The sequence below is a fragment of the Rheinheimera sp. D18 genome (genome assembly GCF_004345025.1).
GTDB lineage: Bacteria > Pseudomonadota > Gammaproteobacteria > Enterobacterales > Alteromonadaceae > Alishewanella > Alishewanella metallidurans.
Map to the genome: position 1 here is coordinate 2,509,444 of NZ_CP037745.1, position 23,880 is coordinate 2,533,323.

A 23,880-nucleotide genomic window follows, 5' to 3' on the forward strand; every position below is an offset into this window, starting at 1 on the left:
TAAATACCTCTGTTAAATTCAGCTTGCCGTTTAAATACGGGTTACTCTTACCCAGTCACCTGCAGCCACTTGCAATGCCTCAGCTACCGCAGCGGGTATAACAACCTGTTCGCTATATTCATTTATATCTAACGCTAACCAGGTAGCACGATAATCTGCCAACTTAGTGTTACTAATTAAAAAGGGTTGGCCTTGCGTAACTGTGCCTATTTGCACTTGTAAACGCTGGCTATTACGCACTGAGCGAATATGCTCTACCCGAGCTTCAACCGTAGGGCCAGCATCAAAAATATCGACATAGCCCCGATTAGAAAAACCTTCCGAGCGTAACAGCGCAAGCGCAGGTTTAGTTTGTTCGTGCACTTCACCAATTACCGCCTGAGCTTTCTTGCTGAGCAAGCTAACATAAATAGGATATTTCGGCATCAGTTCAGCGATAAACACCTTCTGGCCAATGCCGGTTAGATAATCTGCTGTAGGGAAATCAACACTAAAAAAATGTTCTTGCAACCACTGCCAAAACGGTGAGCTACCATCACTTTCAGATACACCGCGCATTTCGGCAATAACCCGATCAGCAAAACGTGATGAAAACTCAGCTAAAAATAAAAATCGCATCTTTGATAATAACCGACCGTTATTTTTCTCACGGCGGTTTTCTCGTAAAAACAATGTACACAACTCACTGACACCAGTGTAGTCATTGCACAAGGTTAATATGTCTACGGTTTTATATACACCCAGCGAGCGCGAACTATGTACCACCTTACCTAAATGGTAATGGTAAAACGCATCTTCAAGCCCTACTGCGGCTTCTATTGCGCTGGTACCACAAATTTCACCAGTGGTGGTATCTTCTAATACAAAGAGATAGCCTTCATCACCTGGCTGGCTAACGACCTTGCTGAATGACTGTTCCGAGCGGGTGATCTTGCGCATCAATAGCTCGTCATTTACCGGTAGTGAAGTAAAACCATGCCCCGATTCCACCGCAATACCATATAAGGCGGGGTAATCATCTGCACGGATTGGGCGAATCACCATCATCGTCGCTTACTCCAATTTTGCTTTATTGTTTGGGGCAAAATTACCCCATGGCTTCATGTTATACAGTGTTTATTGCTGCTTAAATTTATGACGAAAATTAAAGGTTATACGCCAATAACCTGCTTTACTGCCTGCTCAAAACGCTGCATACCGGCGGTAATCTCATCTGGGGTAATAACCAATGAGGGCGCAAAGCGCACCACATCAACCCCGGCTACTAGCGCCATTAAACCCTGCTCAGCCGAGGCTAAGAAAAACTCACGAGCACGGCCCTTATATTGATTATTTAACACCGCACCGAGTAACATGCCTTGGCCACGAATTTCGCTAAACACCTGGTACTTTTCATTAATTGCCTTAAGTTGCTGGCGAAATAACTGCTCATTGCTTAATACTTGTGCCATAACATTAGGCTGGTTAACCGTGTCTAAAACTGCCTCAGCCACCGCACAGGCTAGCGGGTTGCCACCATAAGTACTGCCGTGTGTGCCCACTTTTAAATGGCTGGCAATATCTGTGGTGGTTAGCATAGCACCAATAGGAAAACCGCCCCCTAACGATTTAGCCGTAGTAAGAATATCCGGGGTTACACCGTAATGCATATAGGCGTAAAGCTTACCAGTGCGGCCTACGCCTGTTTGCACTTCGTCCATAATAAGTAGGGCATTATGTTGATTACACAGCTCACGCACACCTTGCATAAACTCGGTTGTGGCCGGAATAATACCACCCTCGCCTTGTATCGGTTCTAAAACTACCGCACAGGTATGCTCAGATATTAATGCTTTAACACTAGCTAAATTGTTAAACTCAGCATGTAAAACTGCGCCTGGTTTAGGGCCAAAACCATCAGAATAAGCAGCTTGGCCACCTACTGTAACAGTAAAAAAAGTACGGCCGTGAAAGCTTTTACTAAAAGAAATAATCTGATCTTTTTCTGCACCAAATTTATCTAGTGCCCAGCGTCTGGCTAGCTTGAACGCGGCCTCGTTAGCTTCCGCGCCTGAATTAGCAAAATACACTTTTTCGGCAAAGGTGGCGTCAACCAATTTTTTTGCTAAGCGCAGTGCAGGCTCGTTGGTCATTACGTTACTTAAATGCCAAAGCTGTTCAGCTTGCTGCTGTATTGCCTTAACCAAAGCCGGGTGACAATGCCCCAAACTGCTAACCGCAATACCCCCAGCAAAGTCGATATATTCGCGGCCTTGTTGATCCCACACCCGAGAGCTTTTGCCCTTTACCGGTATAATGCCTGCTGGCGCATAGTTAGGTACCATAACGTCATCAAACAATTCGCGAGTTACCTGAAGCGGGGTGGTCATACGAGGATCCTTTGTTATCTAGTTATTGCTTTATTATCAGGCATTATTACAGATCCAACTAAGGCTGTCTTGCCTGCGGCAAGACCGTAAATATAGAAATGACAGGGGTTACGGATAGATTTGCATACTTACTGAATAAGTAAGCAGGTATAGATAGGCTATTTAGAGCGAGCTGCATTTACTTGCCTAAGGCTACTACAGGTATTTGCATGAATACCGGCTTAAAACCTGATGTTTTATAAAAAGTGCATGATTATGGCGTGATATTTTTTTAAATATCGATGCCAAAACGCCTTAAATTGGTTTGCTTTAGTAAACTAAAGCTCTCATTAGTTAATTGAACACTGTTAAACCACTGTTTGCTTTCATCATCGCTGATCTTATTTTGCTGCTTTAACGCCTGCCATTGCACAAAAGTTTGTGCTTGTTGCAGCAAACGAGTTAACGGGCTACTACCGTTATAACCAACCCCTTCAGCAAGCTGATCAAGCGTTTGACACAATGGTAAGGTTTGCAGCTGCCAACGTGACGTAATATCAGCACTAAGCACGACCGCGAACTCTTGCATACTTTCGCATAAAAAGCTGGCATCAGGCTCTAACACATCCAATGCATCTGTCAATTGCACATCGCGACTGGTGCGGGCTTGTAACAATTGGTTTTGTCTTACTTGTTGGTAAGTCCGTAGATAGTTTCTTGTCACCACAGCGTGGCCTAAGGTATGAAATAAGCCAACACAAAATGCATTATAAGGATGCTCTGCGCTATTTTCAGCTAGGCGTTTAGCTGCAATAGCTACGGCTAGAGAGTAATCCCACAGTTTATTTTTTAACAACGTAAAAGGGTCGGTTGAATGTGGCATCATGCGCCGCATGGCGTATACCGGCACAATCAACTGTAAACTTTCTACACCCAAAAAGCGCACTGCGATTTTAATATCTTTTACGATGGCACCTGACGATGTGCGACCACGATACTGTGATTGATTAACTAACTTTAGCAAGTCTTCGCATAGCCAAGTTACGCAAGAAATCAGCGGGTCTAGCTTATTAACGGTAATAGCTCGTGTGCTTAAGGCATCAAGTAGTTGATAAAACTCGGCGGTTGGGTCGAACAAGGACGCTGTTACATGATCAATATTATGTAGTTTTCGTACTAATTCATCGGCAACTTCTTCGTGTAAATTTGCCTGAGCAAACTCGGTAAACTGCGCCTTTGCTTTTACACCCGCCATACGCAACTGCTCAGCTTTAGCTTCAATGGCAAGCAAAGTTCGCTCGCCAGCGGCTTGTCCGGCGCGAACTTGATACCCCAACCTTTGGCTATCGGGGTTAACACCCACTAGCTGATCGAAAAACCGTTGGTTTAGGTTGTCGGTTACGTTCGGCCCAGAGTTTATCACGTTTAGTCGTTATCCTTGTGCGGCATATAAATTACTACTTATACCCTAGACTGTAAAAAATTCGCCAATAAGTCTTTACCTTGCTGGCTTAAAATAGCTTCAGGATGAAATTGTACACCGTGAATACCTAAACTAGAGTGAGCTAAACCCATCACCTCGTTTAGGCTATTATCGGCATTGGTTGTCCATGCAGTAAGTTCTAATTCAGTTGGTATCGAGTCTAGTTGCACCACCAGCGAATGATAGCGCGTAACATCTAACGGGTTAGATAAGCCGTTAAATACCGATTTGTTATTGTGTGTTACTAAGCTATTTTTACCGTGCATCACCTGGCGCGCCCGCACTACTTTTGCGCCAAATACTTGAGCAATAGCTTGATGACCAAGGCATACACCCAATATCGGTAATTTGCCCGCGAACGCTTCAATAGCCTGTAAAGAAATGCCCGCTTCGTCAGGCGTTTTTGGCCCTGGTGAAATAACTAAAAACTCTGGTGCAAGCTGCGCAATTTGCGTCAAGCTAATATCGTCATTACGTCGCACCATGACCTGCTGCCCTAACGCAGCAAAATACTGCATTAGGTTATAGGTAAAAGAGTCGTAGTTATCTATCAACAGCAACATAGCAAGTTTAGCCTGATAATTTAAGGGGCAACAAAACCTACCGCGTCATTTACACGTGCCAGCGTAACTGCTGCTCGCTCTCGGGCTTTTTCTGCACCTGCACGCATTACGGCATTTAACGTAACTTGATCAGCACGTAATTCAGCAAAGGTTTTTTGTACCGGCTCAAGCAAGCTAATTACTGCATCAGCCACATCACCTTTTAAATGACCGTACATTTTACCTTCATATTCGCGCTCAAGTGCAGTAATGGCTTTGCCAGTTACACCACTTAAAATGCTCAATAAATTTGCTACACCGGGCTTAGCATCAATATCAAAATAAACCCGTGGCGGATCTTCAGAGTCGGTGATCGCTTTTTTGAATTTTTTGCTTATCATTTTAGGATCTTCAAGCAAGCCAACGAAATTCCATGGATTTTCATCTGACTTTGACATCTTTTTGGTTGGTTCTTGTAAACTCATCACCCGTGCGGCAACCGGCGGCATAAAGGGTTCTGGCACGGTAAAAATATCGCCATGCAAGGCATTAAACCGCAAAGCGACATCACGCGCTAATTCAAGGTGCTGTTTTTGATCATGGCCAACCGGAATTTGATTGGCTTGATACAATAAAATATCAGCCGCCATTAATACCGGATAAGTAAACAAACCGGCGTTCACATTCTGGGTATGCCGTTCTGATTTATCTTTAAACTGCGTCATGCGGCTTAATTCACCAAACTGGGTATAGCAGTTTAATACCCAGGCTAATTGGCTGTGTTCAGGCACGTGCGATTGCATAAATACTGACGAGCGCTTTGGATCGATACCACAGGCTAAATACAACGCTAGGCTATCTAACGATGCCGCGCGCAAGGCTGCCGGCTCTTGTCGTACCGTTATTGCGTGTAAATCAACGATGCAGTACAAACAATTATAATCATCCTGCATTTTGTCCCACTGGCGAAGCGCACCAAGATAATTACCAATGGTAAGTTGCCCAGAAGGCTGTGCACCGCTAAGCACAATTGGCTTACTGCTCATAGTTCAATCCATTTAAATATCGTGCTGCTAACAGGTTTTCAGCACTTACAAAATTAATGTGCTGCATTATAACTAAAGCAGTTATTTGCAACAGCAAAAAAGCCTAGTTAGTTGCTACTTTTGCCAGTCGTTGCCGCATCTGAGTTATCACCTGCGCATAATCTGGGGCATTAAAAATTGCCGAACCAGCGACAAACATATCGGCTCCGGCGGCGGCAATATCTGCAATATTATCGACATTAACTCCACCGTCTATTTCTAAACGAATTGCTAAGCTGCTTTGGTCGATAATACGCCGTGCTGCAGCAAGCTTATCTAACGTTGCCGGAATAAACTTTTGCCCGCCAAAACCCGGGTTTACTGACATTAGTAAAACAACATCAACTTTATCTAACACATAATCGAGATAACTTAATGGCGTAGCAGGGTTAAACACTAAGCCTGCTTGACAGCCGTGCTGTTTAATCAGTTGCAAGGTGCGATCAACATGCCGAGACGCTTCTGGATGAAACGTAATGATACTAGCACCTGCAGAGGCAAACTGTGGCACTAAGGCATCAACCGGTTCTACCATTAAATGTACGTCGATCGGTGCGGTGATACCATAATTTCTCAATGCTTGACACACCATTGGCCCCATCGTCAAATTAGGTACATAGTGATTGTCCATTACATCAAAATGCACTACATCTGCGCCGGCATTAAGTACTGCGGCAACATCGTCACCTAGCCGAGCAAAATCTGCTGATAGTATTGAAGGGGCAATCAAATAAGGTTGCATAATATGATTCCAAAGATAAGTAGAATGCTGATGTTACTGAATTTGAGTAAAAAAAGCACGACAAGTGGCAATAGAATAATATCGCAACACCAACGCCAGATGGCGAAGAAACAATCAGCTTGAATCAATAGTTCAATTGTTTTATTATCTAGCCAATATAAAGTTAAACGGATCTAACATGAAATTTACAAAGCCATTAAAAGCGGCACTAATTTCAACTGGCATTATTGCCGGTACTGTTGGTCTTATGTTACCTGCCGTGCATACCAACAATAAATGCCAAACTATTGCAGATGTAAGCACCGCACCTCAATGCGTTAATGCTAACCAGCAAAGTTGGTTTAGTTGGTTTCAGGGAAAAAGTCGCTCTACGCAGTTCCATTTTGTTGATTTACTAGAGCTGCTCACTAGATTATCTCCCGCTAAGGCAAATTAATGCCAGAGCAAAAAACCAAGTTTAGGCAAGTTATTAAAGCCGTATTTGGTGCCATGATTGGTGTGCAATCGGAACAACAACGTCAACAAGATTTCTCCGCTAGCGGGCCATTGCCCTACATTGTGGTCGGTATTCTATTTACCCTACTTTTTGTCGCAATACTGCTAGCTTTGGTGTCATGGGCACTAGCATAGCTTGATACACGGCAAATAATTCCGCCACCTTACCCCTGCTCGCACCTTTTTGGCTAATCGAACGATTAACTTGCAAGCTATGTAACACCGCTTGCTGATAAATTTTCCGGGTCCAAGTGGTGTCATGGTTACTTATTACTACCGCTACGCCGCGCTGTTGCGCTTGCTCAGCTAAATTAGCTAGCTGCGCTTGGTCATCTAAGTCAAAGCCTTGGCGCGCATAGCTGGTAAAGCTAGCGGTCTTACTTAAGGGCACATAAGGCGGATCGCAATAAATTACATCACCGGTTTTAGCTTGCTGCATTATTTGCTCGTAGCCGGTGCAGCTAAACTCTGCTTTTTGTGCTTTTTCAGCAAAAAAATACAACTCTGCTTCAGGAAAGTACGGCTTTTTATAACTGCCAAATGGCACGTTAAATTTACCCGATAGATTATAGCGACATAGGCCGTTGTATCCGTGCCGATTCAAATACAGAAATAATAGTGCTCGCTCATAACTATCACTGCTCTGGTTAAATTGCAGCCGGAATTGCAAGTAGGCATCACGCTGGTTAGTTTGCGGCGTAAATAAATTTCTGGCATCGGCAATAACGCTTTCATACTGCGTTTTTAGTAGTTGATATAACCCGATTAAATCAGCGTTAATATCATTTAGTTGGTAGCGTGAATAATCTGTATTTAAAAAAACTGAGCCGGCACCAACGAACGGCTCTATTAGCAAGTCACTAGCCGGTAAATGGCCAGATAGTGCAGGGATGAGATTATATTTTCCGCCAGCCCATTTTAAAAAAGCGCGACTTTTTTGCTTAGCAGCCATATTTAATGCTTAATCCTGCGCACTATACTGTCGTGCTTTTATCTCGGTTTGTACCGATTGTAATACTTTAACGAACGGACCGGTGGCGCGCAGTGCCTCAGGTAGCTGCTTCAGTTGCACTTTAACCGATGCAGCATCTGCAAAGGGTGCCAATAATATCACCAACTGCATTTTACCCTGCCAGTTACGTTGATAACTTAATGTGGTTAATTGCGGATAGGTTTTCTTAAAGCGTTGCAGGGCTGCGGCACTAGATAGCACGGCTAACTGCACCGCTAGCTGATTTTTTGGCATTTTCAGCAGCAGAGCTTCATCATAAGCATATACTGGCTCTGCACTAGTATTCTCAACTACAGGCGTATCAACAGCTTGTACCGGCGCAACTTCTGGCTTTACGCTAGCGCCAGCGTCCAGTTTAGCGTCAGCAACCGGTTTTGCTTCAGCAATGCTTGATGTATTGCTTTTTGTTGCTTCAGCTAGTTCAGTTTGGACTGGCTCGCTAACATCTAAGCCTAGTGGTTGCTGCTCATTTTTACTAAGTTCGGCTTCGGTGTTCACAGCTGGTGGCGTTTCAGTCACTACAGGCACAGGTTTAGCTTCAAAATCGCGCGCCACAGGATAACGGATCTCTTGTACGGGCTTTTCGGCCTTTGGCCAGAATATATATAACAAAATAACCAGTAGCACGGCTGCAATAGCAATATAAAGCGGCGTTTTATTAACTAATGCGGTTGTGTTATCTGCTACTACGCGCTCGTTATAGCTTTGGCGAACCGGCAACAATAGTAAGTGCATATTGCCGTTTGCGTTGGCTAACCGCTCTGCCAGCTCGATACTATTTAACTCTTCATGCGATAACAGTTGCTGTGCATCTGCGCTAGAAATACGGTTTATTGTTAAGGTTAATGCCGCGTTGTCTTGGGTATCTGCAGAAAAACAAAACTGCAGGCATGGCAGCAAGCTAATTTGCTGCAGTAGCTCGGCGGAGTATCGTTCAGCGTCATCAATAATAACCAGTAATGGCTGCTGCTGGTACGCGGCTAATACTTGTTCAACCAATGCTGAATTAGGATCAGCGGGTAAATTAAACCATTGCTGCATCAGCTGGGCATGAACCTGGCTTTCTTCAACTGTCGAATTTAACAGCGCGATATTGTGCTGTTCAGAAAAGAGCTCAGCAATATTCATGGCTAAAGTTGACTTGCCACTGCCATCAGCTCCAACAATATAAATATGTTTATTGTCATTAAAGGCTAATTGCAGTAGTAACCGTTCCATCCATTCTTGCTGTGACGGTAACAAATACGTAAGTTCAGGTAAACGTCGCTGTAAATTAGTAATGTCCATTGGTAAATACCTCTGTCAATTCTGCTTCGATAACATCGTCAACTACAGCGACTTGACCAAATGTCGTTGGCAAGACAAAACGGATACAGCCGTTGCGTACTTTTTTGTCTCGTTTCATAAAGGGAATAAAATCGGCTATTTTCATTGCCGTAGGCGGCTGTGTTGGCAAATTGAATGCTTGCAACAAGCTAATAATACGGTGCAACTGCTCGGCGGTTAAACTACCACGAGCTTGTGCTAATTGAGATGCCATAACCATACCTACGGCTACCGCCTCGCCATGTAACCAGCGGCCATAACCCAGCCACGCTTCTATGGCATGACCGAAGGTATGACCAAAATTGAGTAGCGCCCGCTCACCTTGCTCGGTTTCATCACGACTGACAATATCAGCCTTCATCTGGCAACAATGCGCAATCATTTTCGCCAAGATAGCCGGCTCAAGTTGTTTTATCTGGCGTTGATACTGCACCAGCCAATGGAAAAAATCTATATCGCTAATTAAGGCATACTTAATGACTTCGGCCATACCAGCTGAAAATTCTCGTGCGGGTAAACTAGACAGAACCGAAGTGTTAATTAATACCTGCTCGGGTTGGTTAAACACGCCAATCATGTTTTTACCCAGCGAATGATTAACCGCAGTTTTACCACCCACTGAAGAGTCTACTTGCGATAATAATGTTGTAGGTACTTGTATAAATGCGACACCACGCTGATAACACGCCGCAACGAAACCCGTAAGATCACCAATAACGCCGCCACCCAAAGCTACCAGTAATACATCTCTAGATACATGCTGCTGCAGTAAGAACGTCAGTACCTGTTCAAACGAGCTTAGCGTTTTGTACTCTTCACCATCGGGCACTAAGAAATGCTGTACGTTTGCCGCCGGAAACAGTGGCTGTATTGCGGCTAAATATAGTGACGCTACAGTGGAATTTGAAATAACCACAACTTGCTGTCTTGCCGCCAACGACGGCGCAAGATTAGCAAAGTTGTTATCAATAGAAATGGTGTAGCTGCGTTCGCCAAGTTGTACGTCAACTTTTTGCATCAGCAGCTCCCAATTAGAATTAAATTAAAAACCTACTTGGTCAATAATTTGGCTTGCCACAGCACGAGCACTTTGCTCATCTGTGCGTACCGTAAAGTCGGCTATCTCAGCATAAAGTGGATTACGCTCAGCCGCCAATCTTTCTAGTACTTCTTTTGGCGCTTCTTCCGTTTGCAATAACGGCCTACGCTTGTCACGCTGGGTGCGAGCAACCTGTTTCTCTATTGGTGTCTCCAAATACACAACGATACCACGGGCGGATAAACGATTACGGGTTTCTTTACTCAGCACAGAACCACCTCCGGTAGCCAGCACTATACCCTGTAATTCGGTTAGATCCTGAATGACATTTTCTTCACGTACACGGAAGCCTTCTTCACCTTCTAGATCAAATACCCAAGCAATATCTGCACCGGTACGGCGCTCTATTTCTTGGTCTGAATCGTAGAACTCAAGGTGAAGCATGTCTGCGAGATGTCGTCCAATTGTGCTTTTACCTGCACCCATTGGACCAACGAGGAAGATATTACGTTTTTCTGCCATTACTAATCAGCTAACTCAGTGAAAAGTTGAATTCAAGGACCAAAAGGCTCCCACGAAAATTTGAAGCGCTGAATTATGTCAGGAATAGCCTTTTGTTAGCAAGCTAATTCTGAAACAGCGCACCGCCGCGATTATCGCGGCGGTGGTCTTTAGCGGTTAAAGGCCATCAGTTATGATCTTCGGTGTTACGAAAATCAGTAGCTCATTTTTCTCATTTATCTCGCGTTTTGATCTAAACAACGCGCCAACAAATGGGATATCACCAAACAAGGGAACCTTGCTTACTGTTGATAAAATCTGTTGCTGATAGATACCACCTAACACAATAGTTTCGCCATTATCTACCAATACTTGGGTTTGTATTTGTTGCGTATCTATCGCCGTTGCTGGGCCTGTTGGCGTTTGCACTGTCTCACCACGCGTGTTCTGCGTAATAATGAGATCTAAGATAATTTTATTATCCGGCGTTATTTGTGGTGTAACCGTTAAGCTTAATACTGCCTTTTTAAACTCAACGGTTGTTGCACCACTTGATGAAGCTTGCACATAAGGTATTTCAACACCTTGCTCGATACGTGCTTCTTTTTGGTTCGCCGTAGTAATACGTGGGCTAGCAATAATTTCGCCTTTATTTTCTTGCTCAAGTGCTGAAAGCTCTAAATCTAGCAAGGTGCCGTCGGCTAAACGGGCAATATGAAACGCAATACTACCGGCAGGGTTTGCCGCAGGTAAGTTCACGTTCCAACGGTTGTCTAACGATGGCATGGTGCCATTAGCAATACTATTGGCGCCTTGTGCGTTGCCCGAAACACCTTTATTGCTGCCACTGCTGCTTTGCTGGTCACTAAAGCCCCAACGAATACCTAGCTCATCCGAAACACTGTCACGTACGGTAACCATGCGCGACTCTATCAGCACTTGACGCACTGGAACGTCTAAACGCTCAATTAGTTTACGCACACTTTCAATATTAAGCGCCGTATCTTTAATTAAGATGGTGTTGGTACGGTCATCAACGTTAACTGAGCCTCTTGAAGACAACATGGTTGCGTCTTTATTGCTAAGCAGCTTAGCGATATCAGCAGCTTTGGCATAGTTTACCGTTAAGAAGTCGGAGTACAGAGGTTCTAAATCGGCTACAGTTTGCTTGGCTTCAAGCTCCCTGGCCTCACGCGCAGACAGCTCGTCTGTTGGCGCAACCATCAGAATATTACCTTCCATACGTTTATCTAAACCTTTTACGCGCAGCACGATGTCAAGTGCTTGGTCCCAAGGTGTACCGTCTAAACGTAAAGTAATATTACCGGTTACTGAATCACTAGTTACCAAGTTAAAACCGTTATAATCCGCAATAATTTGTAACACGGTACGTACAGAAATATCTTGGAAGTTTAATGATATAGCACGGCCTTTATATTCTTTGCCGCCACCTAAAATACTACGATTGGTGGTATCGCGTTCAACGTTTAACGTAAAAATGTTATCTATTTGCGAATAAGTAAAGGTAAACTCCGAGGTGGTATCTATAACTAAACGTGATGAAGCACCTTCTTTAAAGGTTTCAATGCCTTTAACAATGGTACCAAAATCAACCACATCTAACTGATACAGTAAATCGTCTAGAATATCGGTATTGTGAAACTCAACCTCCAATTTACCTAAGCGTTCGCGCACATCCACTGCTGCGGTGTTATCGCGTAAAAACACCAGCACCCTGCCTTCACCCTTATCACCACGACGGAAATCAATCGCGTTAATACGGTTTATATAAGTAGGTTTAACGTCAGCGGCTTGGCCAATTGAGTCAGACGTTGGGTTATCCGATATATGAATATAGAATACGTTACCCTTAACACGAGTACGGTATATTTTCAGGTAATCTAAATAGATAACTGTTTTAAAACCTTCGCCTTCAAATTCTGAGACAACGCGCTTTACGCCAGACTTGTCTATCATTACTTCTTTAAGCTTTTCTTCGTAGTCTGAATCGTTAAAAAACAATTCTATACGCGCAGGCTCATTAAATACCTGAATGCTCGGGTCTGCATACAGTTCTTCATCGAAAATAAATTCGATTTCTGTTTCACCGGTTAGTAGCGGGTTATATTTAATATCATATAGTAGTGGTACCGCCGAAGCAGGTAATGAAATTAACATTAAGGTTGCAAAACACAGTAACGTGCACTGAAGTGCGCCAGACATTTTTTTAATTATTTTATCCATGATTTACTCGCATACCTATCAATTACTTGCCGCTGACGACGCGTCGGCCATCTGCAACATGGTCGTCCGTTCTTTCCAGCAACCGGCGCCATCGGGGATTAACTCAAGCAACTCAATATGAGTCGGTTCAACGTTAATTACTCGACCATGAAATAAGCCAATATAATTATTAAGCGTTACCCTGTGTAACGTCTTATCTGATGCCTCAACTAAAGCCCAGATCTTGCCAACATCACCAAGAGTACCACGCATCTTTAAGTTATCGACGGCGTATTTCTCTAATGGCTCTTTTCTGCGTCGAGGATCAGGATGTAAGCAATCCTGAACTTGTAAAAACTTATCCTGGATTGCCTCAGGCCGTGGTGCTGAAAACGGGCTGCGCGCATTCTGCGAGCGATACGGGATATGCTGAAACTCGCTTATTTCAGGCAAAGGTTCAACCCGAGCCTTGGTTGCAGCCTTAACGTCTGCAACATAGTTTTGCACATCACTCAGATCACTAAAACATCCGCTTACTAGCACAGCCAGTGTAACTATTGATAAACGTCTTATCATGGCTGAACCTCCTTATAACGGTAAGTTTTAGCCACTACGTTAAAACGCAAACGCTCATCTTTTTCGGTTGTAATCGAAAAGTCATGAAGACTAACGATCCGTGGTAATTTCGCTACTTCACTAACAAAATTACCAAATTGATGGTAATCACCAACCACTTCAATTTTTATCGGCAACTCGGTATAAAACTCTTTTTCTATTTCCGGTTCCCAGTTAATACGTATAAAAGTTAAACCACTAGTTGTACCAACATAAGTAATATCGTCTAACAAACCAGGTGTTTCATGCGTTGTAGGTAACTGTTTTAATAGGAATGAAAATGTTTGTTCCATTTCTACCATTTGCTGTTTATATAAATCTAAATTTACCGCTGCTGCATATTTTGTACGATACACTTGGCGTAACTCGGTCTCTTTATTGGTTGCAGTCGATAATTCATCAATTTTACTATCAACCAATAAAAAGTAACTCAACACAATTACCGCAATAGCGAGCAAAGCGGCAAATATTACTTTTGCTGCTGCAGGCCATGACCCCATATTTTCTAGGTCAAGATCATTAATATCGATTTCTGAAAGTTTAATATTAAGGCTCATTTAGCACCTGCCTTAGCCGGAGTTGCTGGTTTGGCTGGTGTATCAGAGCCCTGTACCGCTTCATAACCTTTTACCGTTAGATGCATTTTAAAGTTACTCAATAAACTTATGGAATCTTTACCCGCCTCAATAAACTCAAGATAAGGATTTGATAACAATTCAGACTCTTCAGCCTCGCGCAACATATTCGATAAACGGTTATTAGATTCACTTTTACCGACTAATAGTAGCGATGTGCCCTTTTTCTCTAATTGAGTTAAGTAAACTCCAGCAGGTACAGCACTGGCAATTTCATCCATTATTTGTGTACCCAAGTTTCGGCTACCTTGTAATTGTGAAATTAACGCCATGCGCTGCTGTAAGCTTTTCTTTGTCTCATTCAAAGTACGAATCTCGGCAATACGCTGATCCAATACTTTAATTTCATTTTGTAAAAAGCTATTGCGCTCTAACTGGCCTTCAATTCTTGCGTTGTATGTCATATTAATAACAAACACCAACAGAAAACTTAGCACTGCTGTAATCGCTAATACTGATAGATATTGTTTTTGCCGCTCTTTACGCGCTGCATCGCGCCACGGCAATAGGTTTATATATGCCATGACGAAAAACTCCTCAATGCTAAACCACTGGCAACCATTAATTGCGAAGAATGGCGATTAAGCTGCTCGCGATCAACCGACGTCGCTATTTCCATTGTTTTAAATGGATTTGCCACTATGGTATGAATGCCAAGCTCATCGATAAGGAGTCTATCAATGCCTTCAATTAATGCCGTACCGCCAGAGATAATAAGGTAGTCCACCGCATCCTTACCACTGCTCGTTAAGTACATTTGTATACCACGGCGGACCTGTTGCAATAACATAGTCTGAAACGGCGCCAGTACTTCAAAAGTGTAGTTAGGGGGTAAATCGCCACTCACTTTGGCTAATTCAGCTTCTTCGTAGCTCTTGTTGTAGTACGATAAAATACTACGAGTGTATTGATCGCCACCAAACATTTGGTCACGAGTGTAAAGCGTTTTGCCATTCTCAATGATACTTAGCAGTGTCATCGTGGCACCAATATCTACCATAGCAACCACTTTAGTTGCTGCGTCATCGGGTAATTGTTTAAAGCAAAGCTCGGCAGCTCGGCTTAAAGCGTAGCTTTCGATATCAACAACTTTTGCGGTAAATCCGCCATTGCCTAAAGCCGCAACCCGGGCCTCTATACTTTCAGTGCGTGCAGCACTTAAAAGCACGTTTACTCTAGACGGATCTGCTTCATTAACATCAAGCTTTTCGAAATCTAAACTGACTTCATTTAGTGGGTAGGGAATTAGGGTGTCGGCTTCAACTTCGATCTGACTTTCTAATTCAGCATCAGTTAAGGACACATCCATAAATATGACTTTACTGATCACGGTGGATCCAGATACAGCTGCAGCGGCAAATTTGACGGAGCGCGGGATCTTTTTACGGATCTTACTCAACACATTGCCTACGGCTTCGATATCTTGGATCTCTCGATCAGACATAGCACCTTTGATCATGGGTTCGACAGCAAACGCTTCTACTTTGTAAACGCCATTATGTTGGCTAAGTAGCACAGCTTTTACTGAGTGAGCACCAATATCTATGCCCACCATCATTGGTGTTTGTTTACTGAACAGGCGATTTATCATAGCTTCCTGCGGCCAATTTATAGTTATAATTATTATTTAATTTTTAGCTTAGTCGCTAATTTTTGGCAAGAAAAAGCGTTTAATCTAATGCTAATAAATATATACTAGCAGCGTTGTAAAGGAATTGGGAGTAAAAATTGGTGCTATTCAGTGTCTTGGGTTAAAAAACTTTTAATTCTATGTCTTGTTATGGGTGTTCTTGGCATCACAACGATCGCTGGGATCTATTATTATCTCAAAGATGATCTACCTGATGTTACAACCCTACAAGACGTTAGACTACAAACCCCTATGCAGGTTTTTACTGCTGATGGCGAACTGATCTCGCAATTCGGCGAAAAACGCCGCATTCCGCTTAAATTAGAGGAAATGCCGCCTTTATTAATACAAGCTTTTTTAGCCGTTGAAGATACTCGATTTTATGAGCATCCTGGTATAGATATCATTGGTATTTTTCGCGCAATGACCGTTGTTGCGTCTTCTGGCGATTTTAGTCAGGGTGCCAGTACTATCACCCAACAATTAGCGCGTAACTTTTTCCTAACTAGAGAAAAGAAAATTTCGAGAAAAATTAAAGAGATTTTCTTAGCTATCCATATTGAACAGCTGTTATCAAAAGATCAGATCTTAGAGCTTTATCTCAATAAAATTGAACTGGGCCAGCGATCTTTTGGTGTCGGCGCCGCAGCTCAAGTCTATTTTGGTAAAACCGTAAATGAACTAAGCGTTGACGAAATGGCTATTATCGCCGGGTTACCTAAAGCGCCTTCAGCCTTAAACCCTATTCGCTCTGCATCTAACGCCCGAGCCAGACGTAACGTTGTCTTAGGTAGAATGCTCGACATTGGTGTTATAGACCGAGCAACATACCAACAAGCTATTTTGGCGCCAATCACTAGTAAGTTACATGGTGTACAAATAAAAGCCTCTGCACCTTATATCGCTGAGATGGTGCGCCAAGAGGTGGTTAATCAATTTGGCGAAGAAACGGCCTATTCTGTTGGGCTGCGTGTTTATACCACTATTAATAGCAAACAACAGGCAGCAGCCAAATTAGCACTGCAACAAAATTTATATGATTACGATGAGCGTCATGGTTATCGTGGGCCTGTTGCGCAACTTTGGCAGTCAAAGCTGGTTGAAACTGATTCTGCGGAACCTTCCTTCAATCAGATAGAGCCATTTGAGCGTGATGCCATACTTGATTATCTTAATAAGCAAACCAGCTTAGAAGATTTACACCCCGCTGTTGTTACTAAAGTTAATGCCGAGCAAGTAACCGCAATACTCGCTGGTGGGCAAGAAATTGAACTGAACTGGGATGGCTTAAAATGGGCACGGCATTTTATTAGTGACGAACGCCAAAGCGTTGCACCGAAAACGGCATATGCTATTTTAAGCCCTGGCATGCATGTTTTAGTGCGCCAACAAAACCAAGCGTGGCGCTTATCGCAAGAACCGGAAGCAAGTAGCGCTATAGTGGCTATTGATCCTCACAATGGCGCGATTCGATCTTTAGTTGGCGGTTATAGCTTTAGCCAAAGCCAGTTTAATCGGGCGACACAAGCGAAACGCCAAGTAGGTTCGAACATTAAGCCCTTTGTGTACTCTGCCGCGTTAGAACACGGCTATACCCTTGCATCTATTATGAATGATGCGCCGATCCATCAATGGGACGATAACGCAGGCATCGCATGGCGGCCGAAGAACTCGCCAGCAGTGTATGATGGACCGATTCGTATCCGCGAAGCTCTGGCAAAATCGAAAAACGTGGTTTCGATTCGCTTATTGCGCGGCGTGGGTATTGATAACATGATTAACCATTTACAGCGTTTTGGCTTTGCCACCACAGACTTACCACGTAACGAAACACTTGCGCTTGGTTCGGCATCCTTTACGCCGCTAGAACTTGTTACCGGTTATGCGGTGTTCGCTAATGGCGGTTATTTAGTAACGCCGTATATTATTGAGCAAGTATTCAGCGAAGATGGCAAAGTGCTATTACAGCATAATCCGGCTATTGCTTGTCAAGATTGCGTCAATACACCAGAGCCAGAATCAGAACCTATCCAACAACCCATTGATGCCGAAGCACAGTTAGATCTCTTGTTAAATAATCCGTTACCGGGGGTTAATAGCGACAATGCTGTTGATAGTCAATTATCAGTAGTTGGCGAGCAAAAAACTAAACTCGCGCCGCAAGTTATCTCAGAACAAAATAGCTTTTTAATTGCTGACGCATTAACAAGTAGCGTCTGGGGTGGTGGCAGCTGGAATCATGGCACTGGCTGGAATGGCACAGCATGGCGCTTACAAAGCTTAAAACGCCGCGATGTGTCAGCTAAAACAGGTACTACTAACGATTCAAAAGATACCTGGTTCTCTGGTTTTACGCCTGATTTAGCGGTAACAGTTTGGGTAGGCTTTGACGATGCTAACCGCAGCCTTGGCCGTGCTCAATGGCACGCTAACATGGGGCAGCAGCAAAGCGCAGGTAGTGAATCTGGTGCGCGTACTGCATTACCCGCTTGGCTAGATTATATGCAAACCACGTTAAAAGATTTGCCGGCAAAACAGGTATCGCCACCTGTAGGTTTAGCGTCTGTTCGAATTGATTTGCAAAGTGGTTTACTTAGCCGACGCACGGACCATACCAGCGCTTTTGAGTATTTTAAGCCAGGCAGCGAACCTACGCAGTATGCGGGTAGCGATGTTCAGCAAATTAGTTTTGATAAAGCGTCTGATAAAAAAACCGAGACACCAGCAGAAGAGATTGAGTTATTCTAATAATAAAGCCCGCTTAGCGGGCTTTATTATTATCTTAAATAGTAGATTGTATTGTTTCAAACCAGTTTTGTGCATCTGCTAATGCGTTAGCTACCTGCGGTGGTGCTGTACCGCCAAGTGCTGAGCGCTTTTGCAAACCGGCCTCTAATTTTAGTGCAGGATAAACATCAGCAGCTATTAACGCGCTAAATTGCTGCAATTCGGCTAGTGGCAGCGCTTCTAATGCTAACTGTTGTTTTGCTGCATGCACAACTAGCTCGCCAACTACTTCATGCGCATCACGAAACGGCATGCCTTTACTGACTAAATAGTCTGCAAGATCAGTAGCATTGCTATAACCCAGTTCTGCGGCTATTCGACACTGCGCTACATTAATAGTTAGATGAGGTAAAACCGTGGCTAATACTAGTAATGATTGTTGCCAAGTTGCCATTAAATCAAAAAAGCCTTGCTTGTCTTCTTGCATATCTTTGTTATAAGCCAGCGGCAAGCCTTTAAGCACGTGTAAAATTGCTACTAAATGCCCTAACACTCGCCCGGTTTTACCGCGCAGTAACTCAAACACATCTGGATTTTTTTTCTGCGGCATTAATGACGAGCCAGAACTTATTGCGTCACCTAATTTGAAAAAACCCGCTTCGCCTGAACAAAAGAAAATGACATCTTCAGATAAGCGCGATAAATGGGTCATACAAATACTGGCACAAGCTGACAGCTCAACCACATAGTCTCTATCTGATACCGCATCCAAACTATTAAGCGCAGCACTGGCAAAGCCCAAGCGCTGTGCCAGCTGCTGGCGGTCAACGGCTACACCAGTGCCAGCTAGTGCGCCGCAGCCCAATGGGCAAACATCTAGACGTGCCAATGCATCGTCTAAGCGGCTTAGATCTCGCTTAAACATTTCGACATAAGCCAATGCCCAATGCGCCACCAACACGGGCTGCGCTCGCTGCAAATGCGTAAAGCCGGGCATTACCGCGCTAGCCGCTTGTTCAGCAAAAGTTATTAACGACGCTATAGCGCCAAGTAACGATTGCCGCACGCTCTGTGCATTTAATTTACTCCATAGCCTTAAGTCTGTAGCGACTAAGTCATTACGACTACGACCGGTATGTAGTTTTTTTGCTACGGCGCCTAACTTCTGCGTTAACTGCGCTTCAACCCAGCTATGAATATCTTCTTCACTGGTTTGTAACGGCAACTTAGGATCAGCCTCTACCGCAATAGCTAAATCGGCTAATGCGGCATCAAGTTGCGCGGCTTCATCGTGCGTAATAATAGTGGCTTTAGCCAACTGCTGCGCCCAAGCTCGCGATGCTTGGATATCTTGTTGCGCTAACAAATAATCAAAGCTAAGTGAGTCGTTAAAACTACGAAACTCCGCCAGTGTTGCTTCTTGAAAGCGTCCGCCCCACATTGCCATAATAATTAACCCTTTTGTTGCTGGTGTAATGCACGGATCCGGCTAGATAAACTATAAAGCCGAATAAAGCCGGCGGCATCTTTTTGGTTATACACTTCGTCACCTTCAAAGGTGGCAAAGGCCTCAGAATACAGTGAGTTTGGCGAGCGACGCTTAGCCACAGTAACATTACCTTTATACAGTTTAATTACTACATCACCGGTTAACTGTTCTGCCAACGAGGTTGCTGCAGCTAATAATGCGTCTTTTAACGGCGTAAACCAACGCCCGTCATACACTAGCTGCGCAAATTCTAAGCCTACTTCTTCACGATACTTTAATGAGCTACGATCATACACCAGCGTTTCTAAGCCTTTTAAGGCCGCCATTAATATAGTGCCGCCTGGGGTTTCATAACAGCCGCGCGACTTCATACCCACTAAACGGTTTTCAACAATATCAATTCGGCCGATGCCGTGTTCAGAGCCAAGCTCGTTTAATAATTCAATGGCAGCAACCGGCGCTATGGCTTGATTGTTAATGCTAACTAGCTCGCCCTTGTCGAAACTAAGTTCAACATAAGCGGCTTTATCGGGCGCTTGCTCGGGTGATTTAGTCCACATCCATACTTGTTCTGATGGCTCGCACCAAGGATCCTCTAGCTCACCACCTTCATGAGAGATATGCCACAAATTAGCATCGCGGCTATAAATTTTAGTTGCTGAAGCTGTAGTAGGAACATTTTTTTCTGCTAAATAATTAAGTAGCGACTGGCGCGAGTTAAACTGCCATTCACGCCAAGGCGCAATAACGGTTAACTGCGGTGCTAAGGCAGCAAATGCACCTTCAAAGCGTACCTGATCATTACCCTTTCCGGTGCAACCATGGCATAACGCATCGGCTCCTAACTCAAGTGCTAGTTTAACCTGAGCTCTGGCAATGACTGGCCGCGCCATGGATGTACCCAGCAAATATTGTCCCTCATAAACCGCACCGGTTTTTAGGGTTGGGTAAATAACTTCTTTTACCAACTCTTCGCGCAAATCTACTATATAACAAGAGCTTGCACCTGAGTTAATGGCCTTTTGCTCAACACCGGCCAGCTCTTCATCACCCTGCCCTACGTTGGCAACAAAGGCGATAACCTCACAGTTATAATTGTCTTTTAACCAAGGCACGATAGCTGATGTGTCTAAACCGCCAGAATAAGCTAAAACTACTTTTTTAATACTCATAAAATCCTCAACTAAATAAACTAATTAATACGGCATTTTGTGCATGCATGCGGTTTTCTGCTTGCAACAGCACTAATGACGCAGTGCTATCGAGCACCTCGCTGGTTACTTCATGTTCGCGATGTGCTGGTAAGCAATGCATAAAATATTGAATGTTTAAGCTGTGCATTACCGTGCTATTGATTTGGTAAGGCATAAATGTGTGTTCGATAACGGCAGGATCAGCTTTATCGCCCATCGACAGCCACGTATCGGTGTAAATGGCATTAACGCCTTTAGCTGCGGCTAACTGATGACTTAATAACAATTGCGCACCGGTTTGCTTAGCAATATGTTTCGCTTGTGCCATCACTTGTGCACTAGGCTCAAAACCGGGTGGCGTAACTACCGTCATAGTCATGCCACTTAATGCCGCGCCAAGCATTAATGAGTGGCAGACATTATTGCCATCACCGACATAAGCTAGATGCACCTTAGATAGATCGCCAAACCGTTCTTTAAGCGCTAATAAATCAGCCAGCGCTTGGCACGGATGATACATATCGCTTAACGCATTAATGACCGGTTTTTGGCTGGAGTTAGCTAATTGCTCTAAGGTGTTTTGCGAGAAAACTCGCGCCACAATGGCATCGGTCCAGCAGGCTAAATTACTACCGAAATCGGCAATCGTTTCCCGTTTTCCCATAGCACCATTTTGTTGATCTAAATAAACACTGTGTCCGCCGAGCTTATATATACCCACGTCAAAGCTGACTCGCGTGCGCAGCGATGGCTTTTCAAATATCAGCGCAATACTTTTACCGGCCAGCGCCTGAGTATAGTTTTGCGGTTGCTGTTTTACCTTTAACGCCAAATTTAACAAAGCATCAAGTGCTACTGGGCTTAATTCAGCCAAGCTCAATAATTGGTTCAATTTACTCATTTCAATCGACTTGCCGCTGCTGCGGCATCCTTGTTTAAGGGACTAACAGACGATGCGGGTGCCTACTGCTTGCTGTCGCATCAGATTTAACAGATCTTGCGGATGTTGCCAGCCCGCGACGGTGATACTTCGTCGCAACGCTTGTGCTGTATCTAACGCGGCATCTAATTTTACTTTCATGCCACCTTTAATAATGCCTTTTTGCACTAATTGTTCAGCTTGTGCTGCGTTAAGTTCAGTAATCAGCTTGCCTTCGCCATCTAAAATACCGGGTACATCAGTAAGTAATACCAGCTGCCCTTGTACTAACTGACAGATAGCCGCTGCGGCTAAATCAGCATTCACATTAAGTAATTGTGCCTGCGCACCGTGGCCAATAGAACAAAATACGGGTGTAAAGCCATCGGCTAATAAGCTCTGTAACAACCTAGCGTCTTGCGGCTTTGCCACACCTACTGCACCGAGCTGGCTGTTAAGTTCAAACCGACAGCTATTACCTGCGGCTAAGGTTAAACCAACAGGGTTTAAACTTTGCAACGAGGCTCGAGCGACCAAATGTGCATTTACCGCTCCTGCTAAGGCACCCGCTATAACGGGCATTTGTTCCGGCGGCGAAATACGCTGGCCATCAAGTTTTTCAGTAGCAAAACCAAATTTAGCCAACCATTGATCAACCTGCTCGCCACCACCGTGCACTAACACCAATGGGTAATGCTGCTTTAGCTCAGCGCATACCGCTAACAAGGCATCTAAAGCAGCGTCGTCCTGTAATAACCGGCCACCCATTTTTAGTACTAATGGCGTATTATTCATTTACTACTCCGGCAAATAAGCCTGCGGTTTCTGGTTTAGAAAAACGCACGTTAGCCGCTTGCATCGCTTGCGCTGCAGCGCCTTTTAGCAAATTATCAATCGCTGATACCACCACTAGCTGCTCGCCATCTTGTTGCCAAAAAATATCGCAATACGGCGTACCTGCAACATCAGCGACGTTGGGCGAATGAGAAAGTAGACGCACTAGGGGTTTATTGGCATAAGCCTGTGTAAAAACGCTAGTTATTTCATTGGCGCTAACGCCTGGTTTTAACGTCACGACACTAGTAGCTAAAATGCCACGTTTGAAATTACCTAAATGTGGTGTAAATACCACTTTTCGGCCTAAATTCTGTTCAATTTCTGGCCGATGCCGATGTTTAAAGAAGCCATAAGCATTTGTGCCAACTTCACAAAATGAGGTACTTAATGCCGCTTTACGGCCAGCACCCGACACACCACTAATGGCATTGATTACTGGAATGCAATTATCTGCTACTAAGCCGGCTTTAATTATTGGCAGTAGAGCTAATGTGCAAGCTGTCGGGTAACAGCCAGGCACAGAAATTAACCGTGGCAACGGCGTTGTTTGCCATTCCATTAAAGAGTAAACCGCTTCTTGTAATAATTCAGGATGCTGATGCTCATAACCGTAATATTGCGGATAGAGCTCGGCTTGCTTTAAACGAAATGCACCAGATAAATCAACAACATCAATACCTTGCGCTAACAACAGCGGCGTTACCGCTTCACTGGCTTCATGTGGTAATGCTAAAAAGGCGACATCAACTTTACCGCTTAATTCAGCTGCTAGCGTATCTAGCCAAGGCTGCACCATAATATCGAGTTGCTGTTTATAACGTGGGTACAGCGATGAGAATGATTCTGGCGTACGTCCAGCTGATGCATAGGCACCACAAAGTTCGAAAAAAGGGTTACGCGCTAAAATAACAGCAAGCTCAGCGCCACTATAACCGGCGGCGCCCAGCACGATACTGCGAATTAAAGCATTAGATTGGTTAGCTGCTGACATTAGAAACAACTCTCAAATAGTAAATACCCGTTAGGTATAGCACGAAAC

Annotated in this window: 23 protein-coding genes; 3 read left to right on the plus strand and 20 right to left on the minus strand. The window is 44.0% G+C overall.

The window, feature by feature from the left end; all coding sequences use genetic code 11:
* Positions 1-30: 30 nt before the first annotated feature.
* From astA to rpe, 6 genes are all read right to left on the minus strand, one after another.
* Positions 31-1,047, minus strand: coding sequence for an arginine N-succinyltransferase (gene astA / locus E0Z06_RS11835; RefSeq protein ID WP_132584932.1), 1,017 nt, complete (start codon positions 1,045-1,047; stop codon positions 31-33).
* A 104-nt stretch (positions 1,048-1,151) separates the two neighbouring features.
* Positions 1,152-2,369, minus strand: a complete 1,218-nt coding sequence (locus E0Z06_RS11840; protein ID WP_132584934.1) for an aspartate aminotransferase family protein — start codon at positions 2,367-2,369, stop codon at positions 1,152-1,154.
* Positions 2,370-2,640: 271 nt separating this feature from the next.
* Entirely contained in the window at positions 2,641-3,771 is a 1,131-nt protein-coding gene (locus E0Z06_RS11845; RefSeq protein ID WP_243695506.1) for an HDOD domain-containing protein, read from the minus strand.
* A 38-nt stretch (positions 3,772-3,809) separates the two neighbouring features.
* Positions 3,810-4,394 carry an aminodeoxychorismate/anthranilate synthase component II gene (locus E0Z06_RS11850; protein ID WP_132584936.1) on the minus strand — a complete coding sequence of 195 codons (585 nt, stop codon included), beginning with the start codon at positions 4,392-4,394 and terminating at the stop codon, positions 3,810-3,812.
* 20 nt (positions 4,395-4,414) lie between these two features.
* A complete protein-coding gene (gene trpS / locus E0Z06_RS11855) occupies positions 4,415-5,419 on the minus strand; it encodes a tryptophan--tRNA ligase (protein WP_132584937.1) in 1,005 nt (334 codons plus the stop codon).
* A 103-nt stretch (positions 5,420-5,522) separates the two neighbouring features.
* The gene (gene rpe, locus E0Z06_RS11860; protein WP_279432815.1) at positions 5,523-6,203 is read right to left on the minus strand and encodes a ribulose-phosphate 3-epimerase; all 681 of its coding nucleotides are present in this window, start codon (positions 6,201-6,203) and stop codon (positions 5,523-5,525) included.
* Positions 6,204-6,378: 175 nt separating this feature from the next.
* Here rpe and E0Z06_RS11865 point away from each other — a divergent pair, with 175 nt between their 5' ends.
* Both E0Z06_RS11865 and E0Z06_RS11870 read left to right on the plus strand, forming a co-directional pair.
* Positions 6,379-6,636 (plus strand): hypothetical protein, encoded by a 258-nt coding sequence (locus tag E0Z06_RS11865; RefSeq protein ID WP_132584941.1) that lies wholly within the window; start codon positions 6,379-6,381, stop codon positions 6,634-6,636.
* Complete coding sequence (locus tag E0Z06_RS11870) at positions 6,636-6,830, plus strand: DUF2970 domain-containing protein (RefSeq protein ID WP_132584943.1); 195 nt, start codon at positions 6,636-6,638, stop codon at positions 6,828-6,830. Before E0Z06_RS11865 ends, E0Z06_RS11870 begins: the two co-directional genes overlap by 1 nt.
* Here E0Z06_RS11870 and E0Z06_RS11875 read toward each other — a convergent pair.
* The 9 genes from E0Z06_RS11875 to E0Z06_RS11915 form a co-directional block, all read right to left on the minus strand.
* A complete protein-coding gene (locus E0Z06_RS11875; RefSeq protein ID WP_132584945.1) occupies positions 6,775-7,647 on the minus strand; it encodes a Dam family site-specific DNA-(adenine-N6)-methyltransferase in 873 nt (290 codons plus the stop codon). The two genes, E0Z06_RS11870 and E0Z06_RS11875, sit on opposite strands and share 56 nt — an antisense overlap.
* A gap of 9 nt (positions 7,648-7,656) precedes the next feature.
* Complete coding sequence (locus tag E0Z06_RS11880; protein WP_132584947.1) at positions 7,657-8,994, minus strand: AAA family ATPase; 1,338 nt, start codon at positions 8,992-8,994, stop codon at positions 7,657-7,659.
* Positions 8,981-10,051: a 3-dehydroquinate synthase gene (aroB, locus tag E0Z06_RS11885; protein WP_132584949.1), complete on the minus strand. Its 1,071-nt coding sequence runs from the start codon at positions 10,049-10,051 to the stop codon at positions 8,981-8,983. Before aroB ends, E0Z06_RS11880 begins: the two co-directional genes overlap by 14 nt.
* A gap of 24 nt (positions 10,052-10,075) precedes the next feature.
* Positions 10,076-10,594 (minus strand): shikimate kinase AroK, encoded by a 519-nt coding sequence (gene aroK / locus E0Z06_RS11890; protein WP_132584951.1) that lies wholly within the window; start codon positions 10,592-10,594, stop codon positions 10,076-10,078.
* Positions 10,595-10,750: 156 nt separating this feature from the next.
* A complete protein-coding gene (locus E0Z06_RS11895) occupies positions 10,751-12,817 on the minus strand; it encodes a type IV pilus secretin PilQ family protein (protein WP_132584953.1) in 2,067 nt (688 codons plus the stop codon).
* Between the two features lie 18 nt (positions 12,818-12,835).
* Entirely contained in the window at positions 12,836-13,372 is a 537-nt protein-coding gene (locus tag E0Z06_RS11900; protein WP_132584955.1) for a pilus assembly protein PilP, read from the minus strand.
* A complete protein-coding gene (gene pilO / locus E0Z06_RS11905) occupies positions 13,369-13,968 on the minus strand; it encodes a type 4a pilus biogenesis protein PilO (protein ID WP_132584957.1) in 600 nt (199 codons plus the stop codon). The genes E0Z06_RS11900 and pilO overlap by 4 nt, the downstream gene beginning before the upstream one ends.
* Positions 13,965-14,570: a PilN domain-containing protein gene (locus E0Z06_RS11910; RefSeq protein WP_132584959.1), complete on the minus strand. Its 606-nt coding sequence runs from the start codon at positions 14,568-14,570 to the stop codon at positions 13,965-13,967. The genes pilO and E0Z06_RS11910 overlap by 4 nt, the downstream gene beginning before the upstream one ends.
* Positions 14,558-15,637 carry a pilus assembly protein PilM gene (locus E0Z06_RS11915; RefSeq protein WP_132584961.1) on the minus strand — a complete coding sequence of 360 codons (1,080 nt, stop codon included), beginning with the start codon at positions 15,635-15,637 and terminating at the stop codon, positions 14,558-14,560. Before E0Z06_RS11915 ends, E0Z06_RS11910 begins: the two co-directional genes overlap by 13 nt.
* A 291-nt stretch (positions 15,638-15,928) precedes the next feature.
* Here E0Z06_RS11915 and E0Z06_RS11920 point away from each other — a divergent pair, with 291 nt between their 5' ends.
* A complete protein-coding gene (locus E0Z06_RS11920; RefSeq protein ID WP_243695507.1) occupies positions 15,929-18,424 on the plus strand; it encodes a penicillin-binding protein 1A in 2,496 nt (831 codons plus the stop codon).
* Between the two features lie 34 nt (positions 18,425-18,458).
* Here the strand turns inward: E0Z06_RS11920 and argH are convergent, their stop codons facing one another.
* Genes argH through argC form a run of 5 tightly spaced genes read right to left on the minus strand, consistent with a single transcriptional unit; the run spans position 18,459 to position 23,832 of the window.
* The gene (argH, locus tag E0Z06_RS11925; protein WP_132584965.1) at positions 18,459-19,850 is read right to left on the minus strand and encodes an argininosuccinate lyase; all 1,392 of its coding nucleotides are present in this window, start codon (positions 19,848-19,850) and stop codon (positions 18,459-18,461) included.
* Positions 19,851-19,855: 5 nt separating this feature from the next.
* Positions 19,856-21,064 (minus strand): argininosuccinate synthase, encoded by a 1,209-nt coding sequence (locus E0Z06_RS11930; protein ID WP_132584967.1) that lies wholly within the window; start codon positions 21,062-21,064, stop codon positions 19,856-19,858.
* A gap of 7 nt (positions 21,065-21,071) precedes the next feature.
* Positions 21,072-21,986, minus strand: coding sequence for an ornithine carbamoyltransferase (locus tag E0Z06_RS11935; protein WP_132584969.1), 915 nt, complete (start codon positions 21,984-21,986; stop codon positions 21,072-21,074).
* A gap of 42 nt (positions 21,987-22,028) precedes the next feature.
* Entirely contained in the window at positions 22,029-22,799 is a 771-nt protein-coding gene (gene argB, locus E0Z06_RS11940; RefSeq protein WP_132584971.1) for an acetylglutamate kinase, read from the minus strand.
* Entirely contained in the window at positions 22,792-23,832 is a 1,041-nt protein-coding gene (gene argC / locus E0Z06_RS11945) for an N-acetyl-gamma-glutamyl-phosphate reductase (protein WP_132584973.1), read from the minus strand. The genes argB and argC overlap by 8 nt, the downstream gene beginning before the upstream one ends.
* Positions 23,833-23,880: the final 48 nt, after the last annotated feature.